At 39.5% G+C, this 17912-nt stretch carries 14 protein-coding genes; 3 read left to right on the forward strand and 11 right to left on the reverse strand.

Going from position 1 to position 17912, the window contains the following annotated elements; all coding sequences use genetic code 11:
• Nucleotides 1-101: 101 nt before the first annotated feature.
• Nucleotides 102-1499, forward strand: coding sequence for a TldD/PmbA family protein (locus tag AC3M61_RS05905; protein ID WP_500779948.1), 1398 nt, complete (start codon nucleotides 102-104; stop codon nucleotides 1497-1499).
• A complete protein-coding gene (locus tag AC3M61_RS05910; protein ID WP_500779949.1) occupies nucleotides 1496-2803 on the forward strand; it encodes a TldD/PmbA family protein in 1308 nt (435 codons plus the stop codon). Before AC3M61_RS05905 ends, AC3M61_RS05910 begins: the two co-directional genes overlap by 4 nt.
• 83 nt (nucleotides 2804-2886) lie before the next feature.
• On the opposite strand, the gene AC3M61_RS05915 is transcribed toward AC3M61_RS05910, so the two are convergent.
• Both AC3M61_RS05915 and AC3M61_RS05920 read right to left on the reverse strand, forming a co-directional pair.
• On the reverse strand, nucleotides 2887-3972 hold the full coding sequence (locus AC3M61_RS05915) for an aldose epimerase family protein (protein WP_500779950.1): 1086 nt from the start codon (nucleotides 3970-3972) through the stop codon (nucleotides 2887-2889).
• A gap of 32 nt (nucleotides 3973-4004) precedes the next feature.
• A complete protein-coding gene (locus tag AC3M61_RS05920; RefSeq protein ID WP_500779951.1) occupies nucleotides 4005-5762 on the reverse strand; it encodes a M3 family oligoendopeptidase in 1758 nt (585 codons plus the stop codon).
• A 125-nt stretch (nucleotides 5763-5887) separates the two neighbouring features.
• Between AC3M61_RS05920 and panB the strand changes: the two genes are divergently transcribed.
• On the forward strand, nucleotides 5888-6679 hold the full coding sequence (gene panB / locus AC3M61_RS05925) for a 3-methyl-2-oxobutanoate hydroxymethyltransferase (RefSeq protein ID WP_500779952.1): 792 nt from the start codon (nucleotides 5888-5890) through the stop codon (nucleotides 6677-6679).
• Nucleotides 6680-6687: 8 nt separating this feature from the next.
• On the opposite strand, the gene AC3M61_RS05930 is transcribed toward panB, so the two are convergent.
• From AC3M61_RS05930 to AC3M61_RS05970, 9 genes are all read right to left on the reverse strand, one after another.
• On the reverse strand, nucleotides 6688-7704 hold the full coding sequence (locus AC3M61_RS05930; RefSeq protein WP_500779953.1) for an AI-2E family transporter: 1017 nt from the start codon (nucleotides 7702-7704) through the stop codon (nucleotides 6688-6690).
• On the reverse strand, nucleotides 7688-8719 hold the full coding sequence (locus AC3M61_RS05935) for an asparaginase (protein ID WP_500779954.1): 1032 nt from the start codon (nucleotides 8717-8719) through the stop codon (nucleotides 7688-7690). Before AC3M61_RS05935 ends, AC3M61_RS05930 begins: the two co-directional genes overlap by 17 nt.
• A 35-nt stretch (nucleotides 8720-8754) precedes the next feature.
• A complete protein-coding gene (locus tag AC3M61_RS05940; protein WP_500779955.1) occupies nucleotides 8755-9405 on the reverse strand; it encodes a rhomboid family intramembrane serine protease in 651 nt (216 codons plus the stop codon).
• A 41-nt stretch (nucleotides 9406-9446) separates the two neighbouring features.
• Nucleotides 9447-10190: a YdcF family protein gene (locus tag AC3M61_RS05945; protein WP_500779956.1), complete on the reverse strand. Its 744-nt coding sequence runs from the start codon at nucleotides 10188-10190 to the stop codon at nucleotides 9447-9449.
• A 37-nt stretch (nucleotides 10191-10227) separates the two neighbouring features.
• Nucleotides 10228-10662 carry a flagellar export protein FliJ gene (gene fliJ / locus AC3M61_RS05950; RefSeq protein ID WP_500779957.1) on the reverse strand — a complete coding sequence of 145 codons (435 nt, stop codon included), beginning with the start codon at nucleotides 10660-10662 and terminating at the stop codon, nucleotides 10228-10230.
• A gap of 26 nt (nucleotides 10663-10688) precedes the next feature.
• A complete protein-coding gene (locus tag AC3M61_RS05955; RefSeq protein ID WP_500779958.1) occupies nucleotides 10689-11915 on the reverse strand; it encodes a PAS domain-containing protein in 1227 nt (408 codons plus the stop codon).
• Nucleotides 11912-15406: a chromosome segregation protein SMC gene (gene smc, locus AC3M61_RS05960; protein WP_500779959.1), complete on the reverse strand. Its 3495-nt coding sequence runs from the start codon at nucleotides 15404-15406 to the stop codon at nucleotides 11912-11914. Before smc ends, AC3M61_RS05955 begins: the two co-directional genes overlap by 4 nt.
• 67 nt (nucleotides 15407-15473) lie before the next feature.
• Nucleotides 15474-16817 carry a UDP-N-acetylmuramate--L-alanine ligase gene (gene murC, locus AC3M61_RS05965; RefSeq protein WP_500779960.1) on the reverse strand — a complete coding sequence of 448 codons (1344 nt, stop codon included), beginning with the start codon at nucleotides 16815-16817 and terminating at the stop codon, nucleotides 15474-15476.
• Between the two features lie 36 nt (nucleotides 16818-16853).
• Entirely contained in the window at nucleotides 16854-17909 is a 1056-nt protein-coding gene (locus tag AC3M61_RS05970) for a UDP-N-acetylglucosamine--N-acetylmuramyl-(pentapeptide) pyrophosphoryl-undecaprenol N-acetylglucosamine transferase (RefSeq protein ID WP_500779961.1), read from the reverse strand.
• Between the last annotated feature and the right edge of the window lie 3 nt (nucleotides 17910-17912).

Here is a 17912-nt window from a genome sequence, read left to right on the forward strand (position 1 = left end):
CTTGGATATGGTATAATTATTTAAACAATTAGTTCGAAAAGCGAACTATGTGTTTGTGTGGCAGTGATGCTGTTGGTAACTGTGAGAAGAGGGGTGAGATTGTGTTAGACAGATTTGACAAACCATTTGTTGAAGAGATATTGGCAACGGTTCTCAGATACGGCGGGGATTTTGCAGAGGTCTTTGTAGAAGATAGGTATTCTACAAACATCGAGTTGAAAAATGGTAAAGTAGAGCTGGCACAAACGGGTAGGATGTTCGGTATTGGTATAAGGGGTTTCCTCGGGGATAAGGCAATATACGCATACACAAACGACCTATCGAAAGATAACATTCTCGCTGTTGCCAAGAGAGTAGGAGAAGCACTTGGTGAGGTTAAACTCAAAGATTTCTCTATCGATTTGAGAAAGAAAGAATTAGAAAACAGACATTTTGTTTTGTGGAAACCAGAACAGGTAAGAAAAGAGACAAAAGTTGGTTATATGAAGAGAGCTTACGAAGCAGCAAAAAAATATTCACCGACGATAGCACAGGTTGTTGTAAGATACTGGGACTACGATCAAAATGTGTTAATTGCAAACACGGAAGGCGTATTTGTGACAGACAATAGGGTACGCACGAGGTTGATGATTAACGCGGTTGCTGTAAAAGATGGACAGATGGAATCCGGATTTTACGGACCAGGTGCAGCTATGGGACCAGAATTTTTGGATAGAATCGATGTTGAACAAGCTGGTATCAGAGCAGCGAGAATTGCTGTAAGAATGGTCGACGCACAACCAGCACCTGCTGGCAAAATGACCGTTGTAATCTCAAATGAGTTTGGCGGAGTTATCTTCCACGAGGCTGTTGGACACGCGTTAGAGGCATCTTCTGTTGCACGTGGAATGTCTGTTTTTGCTGGAAAACTTGGTCAACAAGTGGCAGCGGAATGTGTCAGTGCTGTTGACGATGCAACAATACCGAACGCATGGGGAAGCGCAAACGTCGACGATGAAGGAACACCCACACAAAGGATTGTGTTAATCGAAAACGGAATTCTCAAAGGTTATATGATAGACAAACTTGGTTCAAGAAGGATGGGAATGCCTTCAACGGGAAGTGGAAGACGCCAAGACTACACATTTGCACCAACATCCAGGATGAGCAACACATTCATCCTTCCGGGTGATTATCATCCTGAAGAAATCATCGCCTCGGTAGAATATGGTCTGTATGCAAAGACGATGGGCGGAGGTTCTGTGAATCCGGCAACGGGAGAATTCAATTTCGCTGTAAATGAAGGATACTTGATAGAGAACGGAAAAATAACAAAACCAGTAAAGGGTGCCACATTAATAGGAAAGGGATACGAAATCATCCAGAAAATTGAGATGGTAGGAAACGATGTTGCAAGGGGTCAAGGTATGTGTGGTTCTTACAGTGGTTCAATACCTGCAGACGTTGGGCAACCGACGATAAAGGTTAGGGAAATCATCGTTGGGGGGCGAAATGCATGACGTTCGAACAATTCAAAGATAAAATATTTGCACTTGCAAAATCACATGGTGTGGAAGCACAGTTAAGTTACTCTCAAAACAAAAACTTCCAGGTCAGGTATCAAAATGGCACGATGGATCAATACACAGACGCTGGTAAGTTCAAAATCACGTTACAGCTTTTGAAAGATGGAAAGCTGGGAACGTCGTATACAGAAACCTTGGATGACCCAGAGAAAGTCTTTGAAGACGCACTGAGCAATATTGCAATAGTTGATAGCGAAGATGTAGAGTATTTTTACGATGGTAAAGGTGAATACCCAGAGATTGAGCCATACGATGGTAGTTTTGAAAAACTCTCTGTGAAAGAAAGGTTATCTTACGTTGAAAAGGTTCACGAAGAAATTAGGAAAAGCTTGGATATAATAAACGATATGGCAGTCTACGGACAACAGATGAACGAAATGCGATTAGCCAACACTCTCGGACTTGATTTGTCCTATACAAACGGCGGAGGCTTCATGTACGCAATGGCGGTTGCAAAAGATGTATCGCCAAGGTCAGCAGTAGAATTTGCTATTGGAAGAAAGCCAGAAACACTCGACCCCATCCACGTTGGTTCAAAAGCTCGTGACGAAGCTCTTGCGCTCGTTGGGTCGAAATCTGTTAAAAGTGGAAAATACCGAGTAATTCTTAGAAACGATGTCTTTTCTGATATCTTAGGTATGCTCATTTCTATGATTAGTGCTGAGAACGCACAGAAGAACTTATCACCTTTGAAAGGAAAGATTGGAGAAAAGATAGGGAGCGACATTCTAACAGTCAAAGATTTGCCTTATCATCCGCTGAGCATAAGCTGTGCGCCCTTTGATACACAAGGCGTTCCAACCAAAGAGAAAACAGTCATCGAAAATGGCGTTTTCAAAACGTTCCTTCATAATCTGAAAACAGCGAAAAAAGACGGTGTTGAACCGACAGGTAACGCGATGGGCACAGGAATCCAACCAATAAATCTCTACATCGAGCCAGGGAGCAAATCGTTTGATGAGCTATTGAAAGTCTTAGAAGACGGACTTGTGATTATTCATGTTGAAGGTATGCACTCGGGAGCCAACCCTATATCTGGAAATTTCTCACTTGGAGCAAAAGCGTTCAGAGTTGAAGGGGGACAAATCAAACATGGTGTTGAGCAAATAACAATCTCTGGCAACTTTTTGGAAATGATTGGTAATATTGAAGAGATTGGAAATGATATACGCGCGTTCATGGGAATAATCACACCTTCAGTTTTAATCAGTAACCTTGATATAGCAGGAAATGTGTAAAACTCTTAACTAAGAAAGTAGGAAAAGCCCCCGAAATAATTACTCGGGGGCTTTTTTTGTTGTTCATATTTTTTCTTTTTAGGTTAACCAACCAGAAACTTGAAACGTGTTACATGGTAATATTTATCTTCAGGCCTTAGCACCGTTTTTGGAAAGTTTTCATGGTTTGGTGAATCTGGAAAATGCTGAGTTTCAAGGCAGAATCCTGTATGTTCATCGTAGATTTGGCAATATTTTCCTTGGAAACCTTGTAGATAATTTCCCGTGTAAAACTGCAGGCCGGGTTGAGTTGTGTAAACTTCCATTGTTATTCCGGTTACTTCACTGTATACGCTTCCTGCAAATCTTTCAATCTTTTCGTGACTTTCCGAAAGCACATAGTTAATGTCAAATCCTTTCACGTTTGGATATTCACTCCTTAGTCGAGCAATAGCTTCTTCTAAACTTATTTGTCTTCGCAAATCGTAGGGGGTGCCTTCAACTGGTGCAATTTCTCCTGTTGGAATTAGATTCTCATTAACTGGCGTATATTTTTCTGCACTTATTAGCACCCAGTGGTCGTAAATTTTACCACCACCATTTAGGTTGAAGTATGTGTGCTGCGTCAAATTTACGATCGTTGGTTTGTCAGTTGTCGCAAAATACTCTATTTTACATTCGTTCTCGTTAGTTAGTGTGTAAATCACTGTTGCATCCAAATTTCCGGGATAGCCTTCTTCTCCATCGTGACTGTGGAGTTTTAAAATAACCTTCGGACCTTCCGGAGTTACTTCAGAAAAGGTTTTCCAAACCCTCTTGTCAAAACCTTTTACACCACCGTGCAACGCGTTGGGTCTTTTCCCACCACCGTCGTTCAATGCCAATTGGTAGGTAACACCATCTATTTGGAATCTTCCATAAGCAATCCGGTTTGCAAACCGACCGATAATAGCCCCAAGGTATCCTGGATTGCGTTCGTATTCCTCAATACTGTTGTATCCAAGCACAACGTCAACAAATCTTCCGTTTTTATCTGGCACCCATAACTCACGAATAATGCCACCCAATGAAAGGACTTTCATCATCAAGCCATTTTTATTAATTAGCGTGTATTCGTGAACAAGTATACCTTCTTGTGTATATCCGAACAATCTTTTTTCAACTGCTCCGTAAATAGTAGTGTTGTTCAATTAAACCACCCCGCACTTGAAATAGTCCTAAGTTAAATCTTTAAAAACTCCTCAACGGCTTCTTCGATTACTTTCAAAGAAGATTGCCAAAATTCTTTCCTGGTTATATCTATCCCCACGCTGGCTGCAACTTCTTCTGCTGTGCCCTTACCTGTGGAGGCAAGGAGCTTTTTGTAAGTTTCAAAGAAGCCTGGTTCATCGCGTTTAGCATAAACTCCTAATGCAAAGAGCATCCCGAACGTGTATGGGAAGTTGTAAAAGTGGAACGTTGGAGAATAATAGTGCGGTTTTACAAGCCACATGAACGGATGGAGAATCTCTTCGTTCAGTCCTTCACCATAGGCTTGTTTTTGAGCACTCAGCATTATTTCTTTAAGTTCTTTAACACTAAGAGGACCTGCTGTGCGTCTTTCAAAGACTGTTTTTTCGAATAAGAATCGACTGTATATGTCTATTATTATCTGGACTGCATCGGATAGTTCTTTATCCAAAAGCGCAAGCTTTTCTTCATTACTTCTCGCATCTTTTTTTATCATGTTCAAAAGTAAAGTCTCATTGAAAATCGATGCCGTCTCAGCCAAAGTGGCGGGGGTGGTACTGTTTAAAGGTGTTTCATCCTTCAGGCAATAGTTATGGAACGCGTGTCCAAGCTCGTGGGCAAGTGTAAGGACATTATCTAAAGTTCCATCAAAACTCATGAGTATCCTTGATTCTTTAAGTGCTTTTACTGATGCACAAAATGCTCCTCCGCGTTTTCCTGGCCTTGTCTCTGCATCAATCCAGTTTTTTTCAAAAGCACCATCTATGAAATCTCCAAGCTCTTTTGAAAATGATGAAAGATTATAAACTATGAACTTCCTAGCCTCTTCATAACTCCATTTTCGTTCGTATCCACCAAGTGGTGCGAATAAGTCATACCAAGGTAAACCTTTCTCATATCCAAGTATTTTTGCCTTCTTTTTTAGGTATTCTCTTAATTTCGGCATACTTTCTCTAACAGCATCCATCATAGCATTGAATGTCTGCTCGGTTATTCTGTTCTCAAAAAGCATAGGTTCTAAAGGCGATGAATATCCTCTGAGTTTTACCTCGGTCAAAAACTCACCCTTTATACTGTTCAAACACAGTGCCACAACATCAGCGACACTTTCGCATGCCTTGAGTTCTGCTTCATACGCCTTCTTTCTAACATCTGGAGATTTATCGTATGCCAAATTTCTAACTTTCATTAAAGGCAATTTTTCCTTTTCACCGTCTATTTCCATTTCGCAGGTTAGATTTGATGTAGTTTTTTCATATAAATTATTCCATGCGTTTCCGCCTGTTAGTCTCATCATGCTGATGATTCTTTCTTCATTTTCAGAAAGCATGTATTTTGATAACATCTTTTGTTCTTTGATTACAAACATGTGCGATTTAATAACCTCTGAAGAAGTGTTTTCAAGGTTTTCGATTTCTATATGCTTCAAAAATTTCTTGAATTTGGTCCTTGCGATTGAAAGGTGGACAAATTTACTTCTTATAACATCAAGATACTTTGCCGCTGTTTCGTTATTCGCATCTGCACTCAGTGTTAAGCTGGCGAAACTGTACAACTTTCCTCCAAGCAAGGATAGTTCGTTAAGTTTGTTGATGATGTATTCTAACTTTTCCTCAATCCTTTCTGTCGACTGAAGCTTCTCATCCATCCACTTTAGGAATTCTGCAAGCTCTTTTTCAAACTTTGCCAAATCGGATTTGAAACTTTCTGACTCGAATGATGGATAGATATTTGTTAAGACCCATCTCATCTTTTTTAACCCCCTTTAGCCTGTTCTCAATTTTCACACAAACCTCCATGTATAGCCATTATATCACAAAGGTGGTATAATTTTGTTGCCTGGAGTTTTTTTCAAAATGCAAGGGGTGATGAAAAATGGGAGCAGTTAACACGAGGAAGATTATAGATATGAAGGGCAAAGAACCTATCGTTATGGTAACCGCCTACGACTATCCAACCGCAAAGATAGTCTCCGAGGCGGGTGTTGATATCATCTTAGTTGGTGATTCTTTGGGAAACGTTGTGCTAGGATACGATTCCACAATACCCGTGAGTATGGAAGAGATGCTAATGCACATCAAGGCGGTCCGAAGGGGCGCTCCTGATGCATTTATCGTCGGAGATATGCCATTTTTATCCTACGAAGTTAGCATCGAAAAAGCTGTTGAAAATGCAGGGCTCATGCTTAAAGCTGGCGCAAACGCAATAAAACTCGAGGGTGGGGAAGAATACGCAGAAACAATAAGACAAATTATCCGTGCTGGAATACCAGTCATGGGACATCTTGGTTTTACTCCTCAGTCGGTCAATCTGCTCGGTGGTCATAGAGTGCAAGGTAAGACAAACGAAAGCAAAGAAAAGCTCTTAAGAGATGCAAAGGCTCTGGAAAAAGCTGGATGTTTTGCAATCGTTCTTGAGCTTGTTGTTGAAAACGTGGCAAAAGAGATTACGGAGAGCGTTAATATACCAACCATAGGAATTGGAGCAGGAAGATTTTGCGATGGGCAAGTTCTTGTATTCCATGACATCGTAGGTTTATCTCAGATAAATTTAAAATTCGTAAAAAGATACGCAAATACCTACGGGATAATGTTAGATGCCATTAAAAAATATAGGGAAGAGGTTAAATCTAAACTCTTCCCCGAAGAAAAACACATATTTGAATAACAAAGATATCAAATTCTTGTTTCATCCAACTCGCTTTTGATGAATTCGTTCCACAATGTCACAAAGAATATGGCAACAGGAACGGCGAAGAACGTTCCAACCAAACCGTAGACCAATCCCACTAAGAAGATGAATATCAACATCAAAACCGGGTTGATATCGGCTTTGTGTTTCATAATAAAGATGAAGAACAAAAACGCACCTAAATGAACTACAGCAACGATTGAATTCACTATCAAAAAGCTTTTGATTCCTAACCCCAGTGTAACTATCAAAATAGGTATCCACTCGATAACAACCCCGACTATCGGTATTAAGTTAGTTATAAATCCCCAAAAGGAAAGTAGCACCATATACTCTGGAAGGAAAACCGAGAAAAGGAAATAAAAGCTCACACTTACGATAAGTGCTCCAAGAAGAATCACATCAACGTAACTTTGCAAAGAATTTCCTAATTTTGTAAGGAAATCCTCTATCAAAGGTCTAACTCGTTTGGGGAAGAGCCCCGGCAGTGATTTTGTTGTCCACTTAGTGTATATAGTTACGTAGACTGTGAAAAGTATGCTGTAAAAAATAATAACACCAATACCGGGAAGCTTTTTGGCAAAGTCCAAAAGAAAATTATTGAATAATTCCGATATCTTTGGACTTGCCCAGTCAGCTAAGTTTCCTATAACCTTGGACAATTCCGGATTGTCAACTAAGTAATTCTCCCAATATTTAGAGTCTAAAATCTTCTTCATGAACTCGTAGAAAGAGCCTATTTGGTTAACAACTAAAGGTATGATGTTGATAAATGCGTAGACCAACACCCCGAAGTATATAATCAGTGATAAAGTCACTGATATAGGATGTGGAATTTTTATCTTCATCAAGTTTTTGTAGATGAAATTTACCACTAATATGGATATCAGTGAGAAAACGAAGACGTATAATAATGTCTTTGAGATAGAAAATGCTATGAAAAATATCGCGGCATACAAGAGCACTATAAGGAGTGCTTGTTGCCTAATGCTCAATTTCACTTACCGCCCCTCCTATGTGCTTTTCAAAGTATTTCCTTATCTCCTCTATGTCGCTTGTAATCCCAAGGACAACCATTAGTTTAATTCTTGCCTTCTGAGCAAGTGGGTGTTCACTGAGTATAGCACCACGTCTTCTTAAATCGGCTCCACCACCTGTATATCCGTATATCGGATATACCCTTCCTTTGAAACATCGTGACGTAATTACGACAGGAATTCCCTTTCTTACAATCTCCTCAACCACATCAGCAAGTTCCGGTGGAACGTTACCACGTCCAAAGCCTTCCAGTACAATCCCCTTGTAACCCATATCATACACAGCACGCAAAATTGTGCCATCATCACCTGTAAAAGTTTTAACAATAGCTACCTTTTCCTCTATTTTATCAGTCGGTATCTTCTCTCTTGTCAGTGATTTTCTAAAGTATATCACATTGTTCTCATCCACTAAGCCAAGAGGACCATAACCTGGAGAATCAAATGTTGCAACGTTACTCGTATATGTCTTTGTGACCTCTCTTGCTGCATGTATCTCGTCGTTCAAACACACAACAACCCCCATTCCGTAGCTTTCGTCAGAAGAAGCAACGAGCACTGAGGAAAGTACATTTCGTGGACCATCCGTGCTAAGCTCACTGATGTTCCTCATCGACGCTGTCAAAACAACTGGCTTTTCTGTTTTCAAAACAAGGTCAAGAAAATAAGCAGTTTCTTCTAACGTGTCTGTTCCGTGCGTTACGACAGCTCCATCGTAGCCTTTTTCTTCTAAAAATTCATCTATCTTTCTTGCAATTTCAAACATCAACTTGGGAGTCATGTAAGGGCTCGGGATATTGGAAAATTCGTAAAGCTCCACATCAGCGATATCGTAAATTTCGGGTATGTCTGTAACAAGTGCGTTCCCTTTGTCAAACGGAACAACAGTCCTTCCTTTTTTCACCATTGCTATTGTTCCACCTGTGCTTATAATAACTATCTTCTTCCTTCGCTTAGTCATCCAATTACCAGAAACCATAATCCCTCTCCCCTCTCAAAGTTTACCGATGACAATCAATACCAATACCTTTTCTTTCTGATTCTCATTCCAACAAGAACGCCGTAGATAAACCCTCCCGCATGCGCCCAGTAGGCAACCCCCGTTCCTGTGACATCAGCTAACATACCGTTCAAAACTTGCAATAAAAACCAGACAAATAAGTAAATCACCGCGGGAATTTCTACAATAAATGGAAGGATGAAAAAGACAAGAGAAACTATGCGTGAGTAGTAGAACAAAACGAAATAAGCACCCATAACAGCGGATATTGCACCAGAAGCGCCAACCAATGGATAAGGGGAGAATGGGTTAAATACTACGTGGAAGAACAAAGCAAAAATTCCACCTGTTATATAAAACAGAAAGAATTTAAAATGTCCCATAGCATCTTCGACATTGTCGCCGAATATCTTTAAAAACCACATGTTGCCGATTATATGCGACCATCCACCATGGACAAACATATGTGTGAAAGTCTGCAAGACGGGGAAAGCATAGAACATACGCTCTGGAACAAATCCGAATGCATAGAAAAATTCCTGAAGAAGTTCTGGGTCCCAAAATAATGTTAGCTCATAGAGAAAAACAAGAATATTAGTCATCACAATCATATAATTCACAACAGGTTTTCTCAAACTTGGAATTGTGTCATATAGTGGGAACACAGTATCTCCCCTTTCTAATAATAAAAAATCGAAACACCTGACTAATTCCTAAAAAGCGAATACTGGAGAAGTCCAACGAGTTCGTATACTACATTACAAAACGCGTAAAAAGCATTGTATGTAGGTATGTAATCTAGAAAGGTATTTCGAAAATCAAGAGGCACATCGCTTTGAACGTGGTAAACTTCCTTGAAAAATTTCCTGAACGATAGCAAACTTCTCTTCATATGTGTTACACTCGTCACAAGAGTAATAGTTCTATCTCCAATTATACTGTAAGTATACTGGGCGTTTTGGAACGTGTTCCTGGCTTTGTCTTCAACGATAATATCTTCCTCAGGCACACCAAATGAGATTAGCACATCTTTCATAACAAACGCTTCGGGGATACCTTTTGAAACTACTCCACCTGTAACGACAATCTTTCTTGGCTTTGATTTGTAAAGTAAATACCCCTTATACAACCTTCTAAGCGTGTGTTTACCTATCTCAATATTTCCAGAGTATTCATCAATTCCTCCACCAAGAACGACAATGTAATCTCCTTTGTCTTCTGTATTCGGAGTATATATAACTTTAGAAAAGAAATTCACAAACCAAGTAGAGGAAGCTAAGTAAAAGAACAAAGATAGTGAAAGGAATAAAATAGGTAACCAATCACTTCTCAGCGGTTTTGATGTCTTTTTGTTCTGAAGAGAAAAATAAAATGCTAAAATTGCAAAAAACGTAACGAAAAATCCTGGAAAGATGATAAAAGCAGATATTATCTTCGTGAGTTCAAGCATATTTAAACGTTAAACACCTCTCACTCAGCACGGTTCTTCAACGTCCTTCTAAGCTTTTTATGTACTTTTGCAGAGCCACTTCATCTATTATTTTCCTTTCTTTTCTGTCTGCTTCCAGCAACTGTGCTTTGATATATCTTTCTTTGAGCTTTTCAAAACTTCTACGCTCAGTTCGTTTTTCAAGATAAGCCCTTAAAGTTTCTTCTTCCATCTTACGAAGGTTACTCAGCTTCAATTTTAGCCTCTTCAAATGTTCGTCGTACATGTGAACAAGGTAGATTAAAAAAGCAACTTGCGCACCGGTTTGAACACCGCTGCGCAGTTGTTCTTCTGTAATTTTTTTCGAGTTGTTTATCTTTTCTATCTCTTCTTCTAACTTTCTTATTTCTGACCTGATTCTGCTAAGCTCATTTTTTAAAGCCTCTTCTTCTTTTTGCCTTAGTGACAGTAACTTCTCAAGGCGGAATGGCAAATTATCCGCTCTCCTTTTACTTTCAATTATTTTTCCTTAGAAGACAAAAATATCGAGAGCAATTCAACAAAAATCTGCAAAACTTTTTTACTCGTTTCAGAAAAACGAGCGCCTTCAAAATTATCAAGAGATATGATAACTACCTTTTTATCACCAAGTTTAACACTGCCGATTAATGGGATAAAATTCGGAGACGTAACCCCTGCTTTTTCCCAGATGTCTTTGTATTTACTCTCCTTGTTTAACTTATATGCATCCAACAGCTCCACAACTTTGTTTTCGCCAATGTGTGGTCCATAACTGTCTTCAGAAACCTTTATAACAAGGTTCTTAACTTCGTCGCTGTAGTTATAAACTGCAACGCACTTGTATTCATCATTTTCTAAAAGCCATACAGAAGCTTTTTGCGTTTCTGGTATAACTTTTACAAGTTCACCGAGCATGAGTGCTAGGTATTCTTCAAGTGTTTGGGTTTTGTTCCAGAGCTCGATAATTTTGGTAATTGAGTTAAGCTTTTCAATAACATCTTTGTACATCTTTTGGTTTTCCAGAACTTTTAACGCAGCAAGCACGTAAGAACCCAAGAATCCAGCCAATGCCCTTGCCATACTTGTATAGTGTTCTGGCACGTGAACTACAAACTTGAAGCGGTCAATAGGAACGACTTGGTAAGTCTTTTTATCGTGAACAAATGTCTTAACCTCATCAATTTCTTTTGCCTTTTCTATAATCTTGTCATCTTTTGTCCCTATCAGATACTCGTTGTCCATTAGAAGAACAACAGCGACATGAGGGTACTGTGCATGGAATTTTCTGGAAAAAGACGTCACAAAAGTAACTATATCTCCGTCCGCTTCACCTAATGCTTCCATAATTTTTTCTTCAACAAAAGACAGTAGTTTATATAAACTCTGTTCAAGAACTTTTTGTGTGATATCGAACATCACACCAGCAACACCATAGTTTCCATCACCAAGTCTGATGGGCATCCTCTGAATGTTGTAATGTCGTCCGTTGTAAACTATCTCGTGTGAGTGGTTTCTTCTTGTTCTTTTGACCTTCCTATCGATTTCCTCAATTTCTTCAATACCAAAAATCTCGCTCTCGCGCTTTCCTACAATCTTTTCTTCCGGCAACCCCAGAACGTTTTCAAGTTCTTTATTTATCCACAAGTAACGTCCCTTATTGTCTTTGATAAACGCAGGGGCTGGGAGTCTTTCAAAGAACTGTTGCAAAAAGTATAGATACCTCATGCTGTTACCTCCTCCATCTTCACCTGTATGATTTTTGAAATGCCATCAACCATAGTTACCCCATGCACAATATCCCCAGCTTCCATAATCAATTTGTTGTGTGTTATTACTATGAACTGCGACTTTTGTTGTTCCAAAAGCCTTCTGAATTTTTCTGAGTTGTAATCATCAAGTGGAGCATCAACTTCATCAAGAACGTAAAAGACCCCTTTGTTCGACTCAAGCATCGCCATGATGAGTGCAATTCCAACGAGTGCTTTCTCCCCACCGGAGAGTAATTGGAGTTTTTGGACCTTTTTACCAGCCTTTGAAACCACGATTTCTATGCCTGATTCAAATATATTTCCATCATCAATCAATCTCATACTACCCGTCCCACCGTAGAACAGGTTCTCTATGTATCCTTTAAAGGCTGTGTTAATTCTGTTGTAGGTGTTTAAAAATTGCTCTCTTGCTTGAATATCGGTCTGTTCAATTAGTTCTTCCAGCTTCCTTTTTGCCTCTTCCAGGTCCAACTTTTGTTTCACAAGCTCGTTGTATTCGTTTTCAACAGCCTTGTATTCATCAATAGCACTCAAATCAACGGTGCCGAGCATCTTTATTTTATTCTCCAAATCCTTCATCTGCTGAGCGAGTTCATCTAGTTTCTCAGGTTCTATCTCCACAGGATTTCTGTATTCCTCTGGAACATTTGAAATTCTGAACCTAATTTCTTGTATTCTCAAATCCGTTTCATGGATTCTTTCCCTTGTCGATTCTATCTCATTTTTTATTCTGCTTATCTCTTCTTCCAGTGTCTGGAGTTGTTGTAGTTTCTCCTCTTTTCCACTCTTTCTCTCTCTAATATTTGTGAAGATATCCTGTGCTGTTGCTTTTAAACTTTCCAGTTCCCTTTCGTTTTCTATCAAAAAGTTCTTCGTCTCATTTATTTCCTGTTCAAGTTGCGATATATTGTACTTAGCATCGGCCATCTCTTTAGCAATCTCTTCCAATCTGTTATTTATTCTATCATTCTCAGCTGTGTATTGTAATTTCCTTTCAGCAAGATTTTTTAGTTCCGCACGTAGTGTCGCGATGTTTTCGTTTAGAATCTCCAGTTTTTTCCTATGTTCTTCTAGTTCTTTTGAAAATTCGCTGACATCCGCTTGTAAAACCTTTCGTTTTTCTTCCAGCACTTTGCTTTCTTCTTCTAAGTATTCTATTCGAGCAATATTTCCTTCGTACTTTCCGTTGTATTCCGCCTCGAGTTTAATTAAGTCTGAAAGTTCGTTTGAAACATCTCTCAGTGCTTTTTGGAGTTCTTCAAGCACGCGTTTAGATGAGAGAGACTTACTTGAAACACTTGCAAGTTCTTCCCTTATTACTGCCATATTTTCCTGAAGTTGCTTTATTTCTCTGCTGATTTCTTCAATCTCTTTTTCGATTTTACCCTTTTCACCAACTAACTTTTCAAGTTCCTCTTGGAGTGTCTTTAGTCTAACCTTTCTTGCTATCAGCGAGTTTGAATAGTCTTCCTTTGCTTTTCCACCACTTATTGCCCCTCGTCCTGAGATAAGTTCACCATCGAGTGTAACAATCCTTGACCTGATTTCATACTTTTTCTTTATCTCTATTGCGCAGTCGATATCTTTGACAATTATATCGTTGCCAAATAGATAAAGTGGTAAGTTCTTGTATTCTGCTGATACATTTACAAGACTTGCGGCATATCCAATGAATCCTGGCTCGTGTTCTATACCTTTAATAGGCGAAAATGAAGCATCTATAAGATCCAAGGGTATGAAAGTGGCACGACCATATTCACTCGCTTTTAAGAACTCGATTATTTGTTTTGCATCTTCTGCGGTCTTTACAACAACGTGTTGGACCGCTCCACCCAAAAGCGTTTCGTAAGCTGTAGAGAGCGATTTATCAAAGTCAATAAGATTTGCGACAACATCTATGAGTCCTTTAAATATGTCTTTGTTTTCGAATATCTTCCTTATCGAATACCCAAATCCTTGATACTCGGAAATTTGCTTATTCAAAACATCGATTTCTGCTTGTATCTCTTTCTGCCTTCGCACAATCGCATCAAGCTGTTGAGTTTTCAATTCTTTACTTTGATTGTACTCTTCCAGTGAACTTTTGACAACTTCCAATTCCTTCACAAGTTCGTTCTCTTTCTCAACAATTTCAAGCAAATGCTTCTCAAGGTCGTTTATCTCTTCCTCCAGCTCTTGCTTTCTTGTCTCCTTGGACATTCTCTGGCTCTGAATCATTTCAAGTCGGTGCTTGATATCTTGGTTTGTCTCGGTCAATCGGACTATCTCGTTGTGGATTTTTGCAAGGCTTTTTTCTATCTCCTCGTATTCTTGTTTCTTTTTAAGTATCTCTTTTTCTTGCTCAGAATACTGCGTGTATATTTCGCTCTTTTCTTTTTCGAGTTTTGAGAGTTCGAACTCTTTCTCGTTTATCTCTTCCGTAATTTTCGAGACGATGAGTTTTATTTCCTCGTATCTGTTTTTCAGCGAATTCGCCTCATCGGTCAACATATCAAGACGTGTTGTCGTCTCAATATACTTGCTCTCAAGCTCGTTGAGTTTCTTTGTAAATTTCTCTCTAATCTCCCTGAGTTGGTCTTCTCGTATCTTGAACTCTTCCAAAGTTTTTGTGTAACTTTCCATTTCCACGTCTATCTGGTTGAATTCTTCACGGAGAGTAGACCAATTCATTTCAAGCTGTGCAAGCTGCTTTAGCTTTTCTTTCAAAGAGACGTTCAACTCATTGTAATAACTTTCCATATCAGCAAGCTTTTGAGTTTCTAAACGGTAGACCCCTCCGTAATATTCTTTCTTCACATTTTCTAATTCCTGAGAATATTCAAGATATCTTTCTGCCCTTTTTGCTTTCAGGTAAAGTGATTTTCTGTTTTTATCAACTTCAAAAAGTACATCCGTTATCCTACTAAGATTGATTTGAGTTGTCTCAAGCTTTGCCAGTGCTTCTTTCTTCTTTTCTCGATAGATACCAATTCCAGCAATCTCTTCTATTATTGTGCGCAAACTTTCGGGCGTAGCCGATACTATCTTATCAATTTGACCTTGACCAATAATAGAATACGGGTTTTTCCCAAACCCGTGTGCCATCAGTAGCTCTCTCAAATCTTTAAGCCTTACTTCATCTCCGTTGAGCAGATACCTACTAGTCCCATCACGTGATAATTCCCTTCCAATAGAGAGTTTATTTCCGTTGTCTTCAAAAACAAGTTCCACGTAAGCATACTGTGCTGGTGGTCTTTTTTCATTTCCCCAAAACACAACATCTTCGCGCTCTTGTGCACGGATTTCTTTCATAGATTGTTCGCCGAGCACCCAACGTATCGCATCAACTACGTTTGATTTTCCAGAACCGTTGGGACCAACAACAACCGTTACTCTATCTGATACCTCCAATCGAACAGGATCAGCGAACGATTTGAAACCTTTTATAAAAATCTCCTTTAATACCACCGACCACCCTCCCCATTCTTAGGGACCGTTCTGCCTCTTATCATCGGTATCACCGATACCATCGATATTACTGAACACTCAAAATTTTTATTATCTCTTGTGATACATTGTATATATCCCCTGCACCGACGAACATATAGACTGCTCCATCTTCGAATTTCAGGTTTTTCAATTCATCCAACTGCTCTACAAAAATTGCCCTGGGGATACTTTCCACAATTTTTCTTGCGCTCACTCCGTTTTTACTCTCAAATGCCCCATAAACTTCTGTGACGTATATTTCATCAGCTAACTGTAGAACTTTGCTGAAACGCTCAACTTCCCTTTTTAGCCTTGTATAACGGTGTGGTTGGAATATGACCACGACTTTTCTGTCAGGATAAACCTCTTTTGCTGTTTTTAAGAGGACTTCAACCTCTTCCGCTGTGTGAGCATAATCATCCACGATTGTAAGTTTTCTACTCGGGCTATCGTAACTTACGTTGAACCTTCTGCCAGGCAGAGTAAAATCATGGAAAGAGTTCAACACATCATCTATATTGTAACCTATACTTGAAAGTAAAGTGACAACGGCAAGTGCATTTAAAGCGTTGTGATATCCAGGCACAGGCAAAAATAGTTCTTTCTCTCCCCATGGGGTAATTATTGTAACAATCTGCCTGAAACCTTCTTGTTTACGCTCAACCATTCTGAAATCACCAGAATACAACCCATATGTTGCATGACCTTTGTACTTGCCTTCATCCGCAAATGTGACCACGAACTTCGAATTTTTGATAAGCGTTTCAAAACAACTGTAGTAATGTTCCAAGTCACGATAGTTTTCTAAATGGTCCTCACGTATGTTTGTTATTATTAAATAATCAGGGCAAAATTGCTCAAATCCTGGTTGGCTTTCGTCAAGTTCGTAAACTGCAACTTTCGTTTCTTCCGAACCTTTTCTATAGTTTCCATGCTCCAATTTGTTGTGCAACGCACCTAAGAAAACATAGGGGTCAGCACCAAGGTTTATCAAAGTGTTTGCAAGCATTGAAGTAGTTGTGGATTTTCCATCTGTTCCAGTTACCGCAAACCCTTTGAACGGTTCCAAAATCCTTCTAAAATGGTCTATGCGCATTGTTATCTTGATGCTGTTCTTAATCGCTGCAACGTATTCCGGGTTATCCTTAGAGATAGCGGGGGTCATAACAACTTCATCCACGCCTTCTACATTTGTCTCTTCATGTTTGTCGTAAACCTTTATCCCAAGACTTCTCAAATACTGCGTTCTTTCAGAACTGTAGGGGTCACTACCAGAAACTTCTTTCCCACTGAAATGTTCGTGCATCGCTTGTGCACTCATTCCAATACCGCCAACACCTATGAAATGTATCTTTTCTCTCTTTTCTCTCTTGCCGTTCTCAAATCCCATTTTTTATGCCTCCATGCTGTAGATTCTGTTTGTTTTTCACAGGGCTAATATGTCCTGTTCTATCTCATCTACTATTCTCTTCGCAGGATTTTCGCGTTCCTGAAAATTCCTACCTTTTGCCAGTAATTTTTTTATCGTTTCAGCCAACTTGCGAGGTTCATACTCACTCTCCCTCATCATTACTCCAAGTCCTTGTCTTTCAACTATTTTTGCGTTTACAACTTGGTGAGATTCGGTAGCACCTTCCCAAGGCACAACAACTGCAGGAACGTTGAAGTAAATCAGCTCAGAAATAGTTGTTGCACCAGCCCTTGTTATCGCCAAGTCCACGCTTCGCCAGTATGCATACATATTTTCTACATAATCCACAACTTCAATGTTACCGGGAACTTCTCCTTCAACTTTCTTACCACCTGTAGATAGGATAAAACGCACATCTGGTAGTAACTTTGCAACATCTAACGTAATTATGTTTAGAAACTCACTACCACCACTGCCACCTATAACTATCACCGTGGGGTGAGTTAATTCCACCTTCCCTTCCCTTGCCCAGATGGGATTACCAGTAACCCTTATCTTTTCCCGCACTTCTTGGGGGAACCTTTCCACACATTCTTCAAATGAGACGAAGACCTTTTTAGCAAATTTCGAAATAGCAACGTTGGCCTTCCCTGGTATGGTATTTTGTTCTTGGACGTATACGGGAACTCCGAGCTTTTTACCTGCCAACGCAACTGGATAACTCACATAACCACCGGATACATAGACAAAATCTGGCGAAAATCTTTCAAGTTCTCTTTTTATGATTACCGAATTTAACACCAACTTCGAAAACCTTAGCACATTTTCTGGATGAAATATTGGTCTACGCAAGCCCTTTACCCTTACAGTTAATCTTTTGAATTCCGGATGAAATTTTGGAAGCACCCGTTCTTCTATTTTACCTTCAACACAAAAATATAGTACTTCTATATCTCCTCTTTTCTGGAATTCCTCTAACACTGCAAGATTTGGGTAAAGATGTCCGCCGGTAACCCCACCAGCAACAGCTATCTTTAGGGGTCTATCTGGCGCTATTTCCTTGTCCAGCATATT

Source organism: Fervidobacterium sp. (assembly GCF_059913585.1).

Excerpts from the sequence above, each read along its gene's own strand:
- AC3M61_RS05935 (WP_500779954.1), bottom strand. The coding sequence starts at position 8,719 with ATGGTTTCTGGTAATTGGATGACTAAGCGAAGGAAGAAGATAGTTATT.
- AC3M61_RS05955 (WP_500779958.1), bottom strand. The coding sequence starts at position 11,915 with ATGAGGTATCTATACTTTTTGCAACAGTTCTTTGAAAGACTCCCAGCC.
- AC3M61_RS05910 (WP_500779949.1), top strand. The coding sequence starts at position 1,496 with ATGACGTTCGAACAATTCAAAGATAAAATATTTGCACTTGCAAAATCA.
- murC (WP_500779960.1), bottom strand. The coding sequence starts at position 16,817 with ATGGGATTTGAGAACGGCAAGAGAGAAAAGAGAGAAAAGATACATTTC.
- AC3M61_RS05945 (WP_500779956.1), bottom strand. The coding sequence starts at position 10,190 with ATGCTTGAACTCACGAAGATAATATCTGCTTTTATCATCTTTCCAGGA.
- AC3M61_RS05970 (WP_500779961.1), bottom strand. The coding sequence starts at position 17,909 with ATGCTGGACAAGGAAATAGCGCCAGATAGACCCCTAAAGATAGCTGTT.
- AC3M61_RS05920 (WP_500779951.1), bottom strand. The coding sequence starts at position 5,762 with ATGAGATGGGTCTTAACAAATATCTATCCATCATTCGAGTCAGAAAGT.
- panB (WP_500779952.1), top strand. The coding sequence starts at position 5,888 with ATGGGAGCAGTTAACACGAGGAAGATTATAGATATGAAGGGCAAAGAA.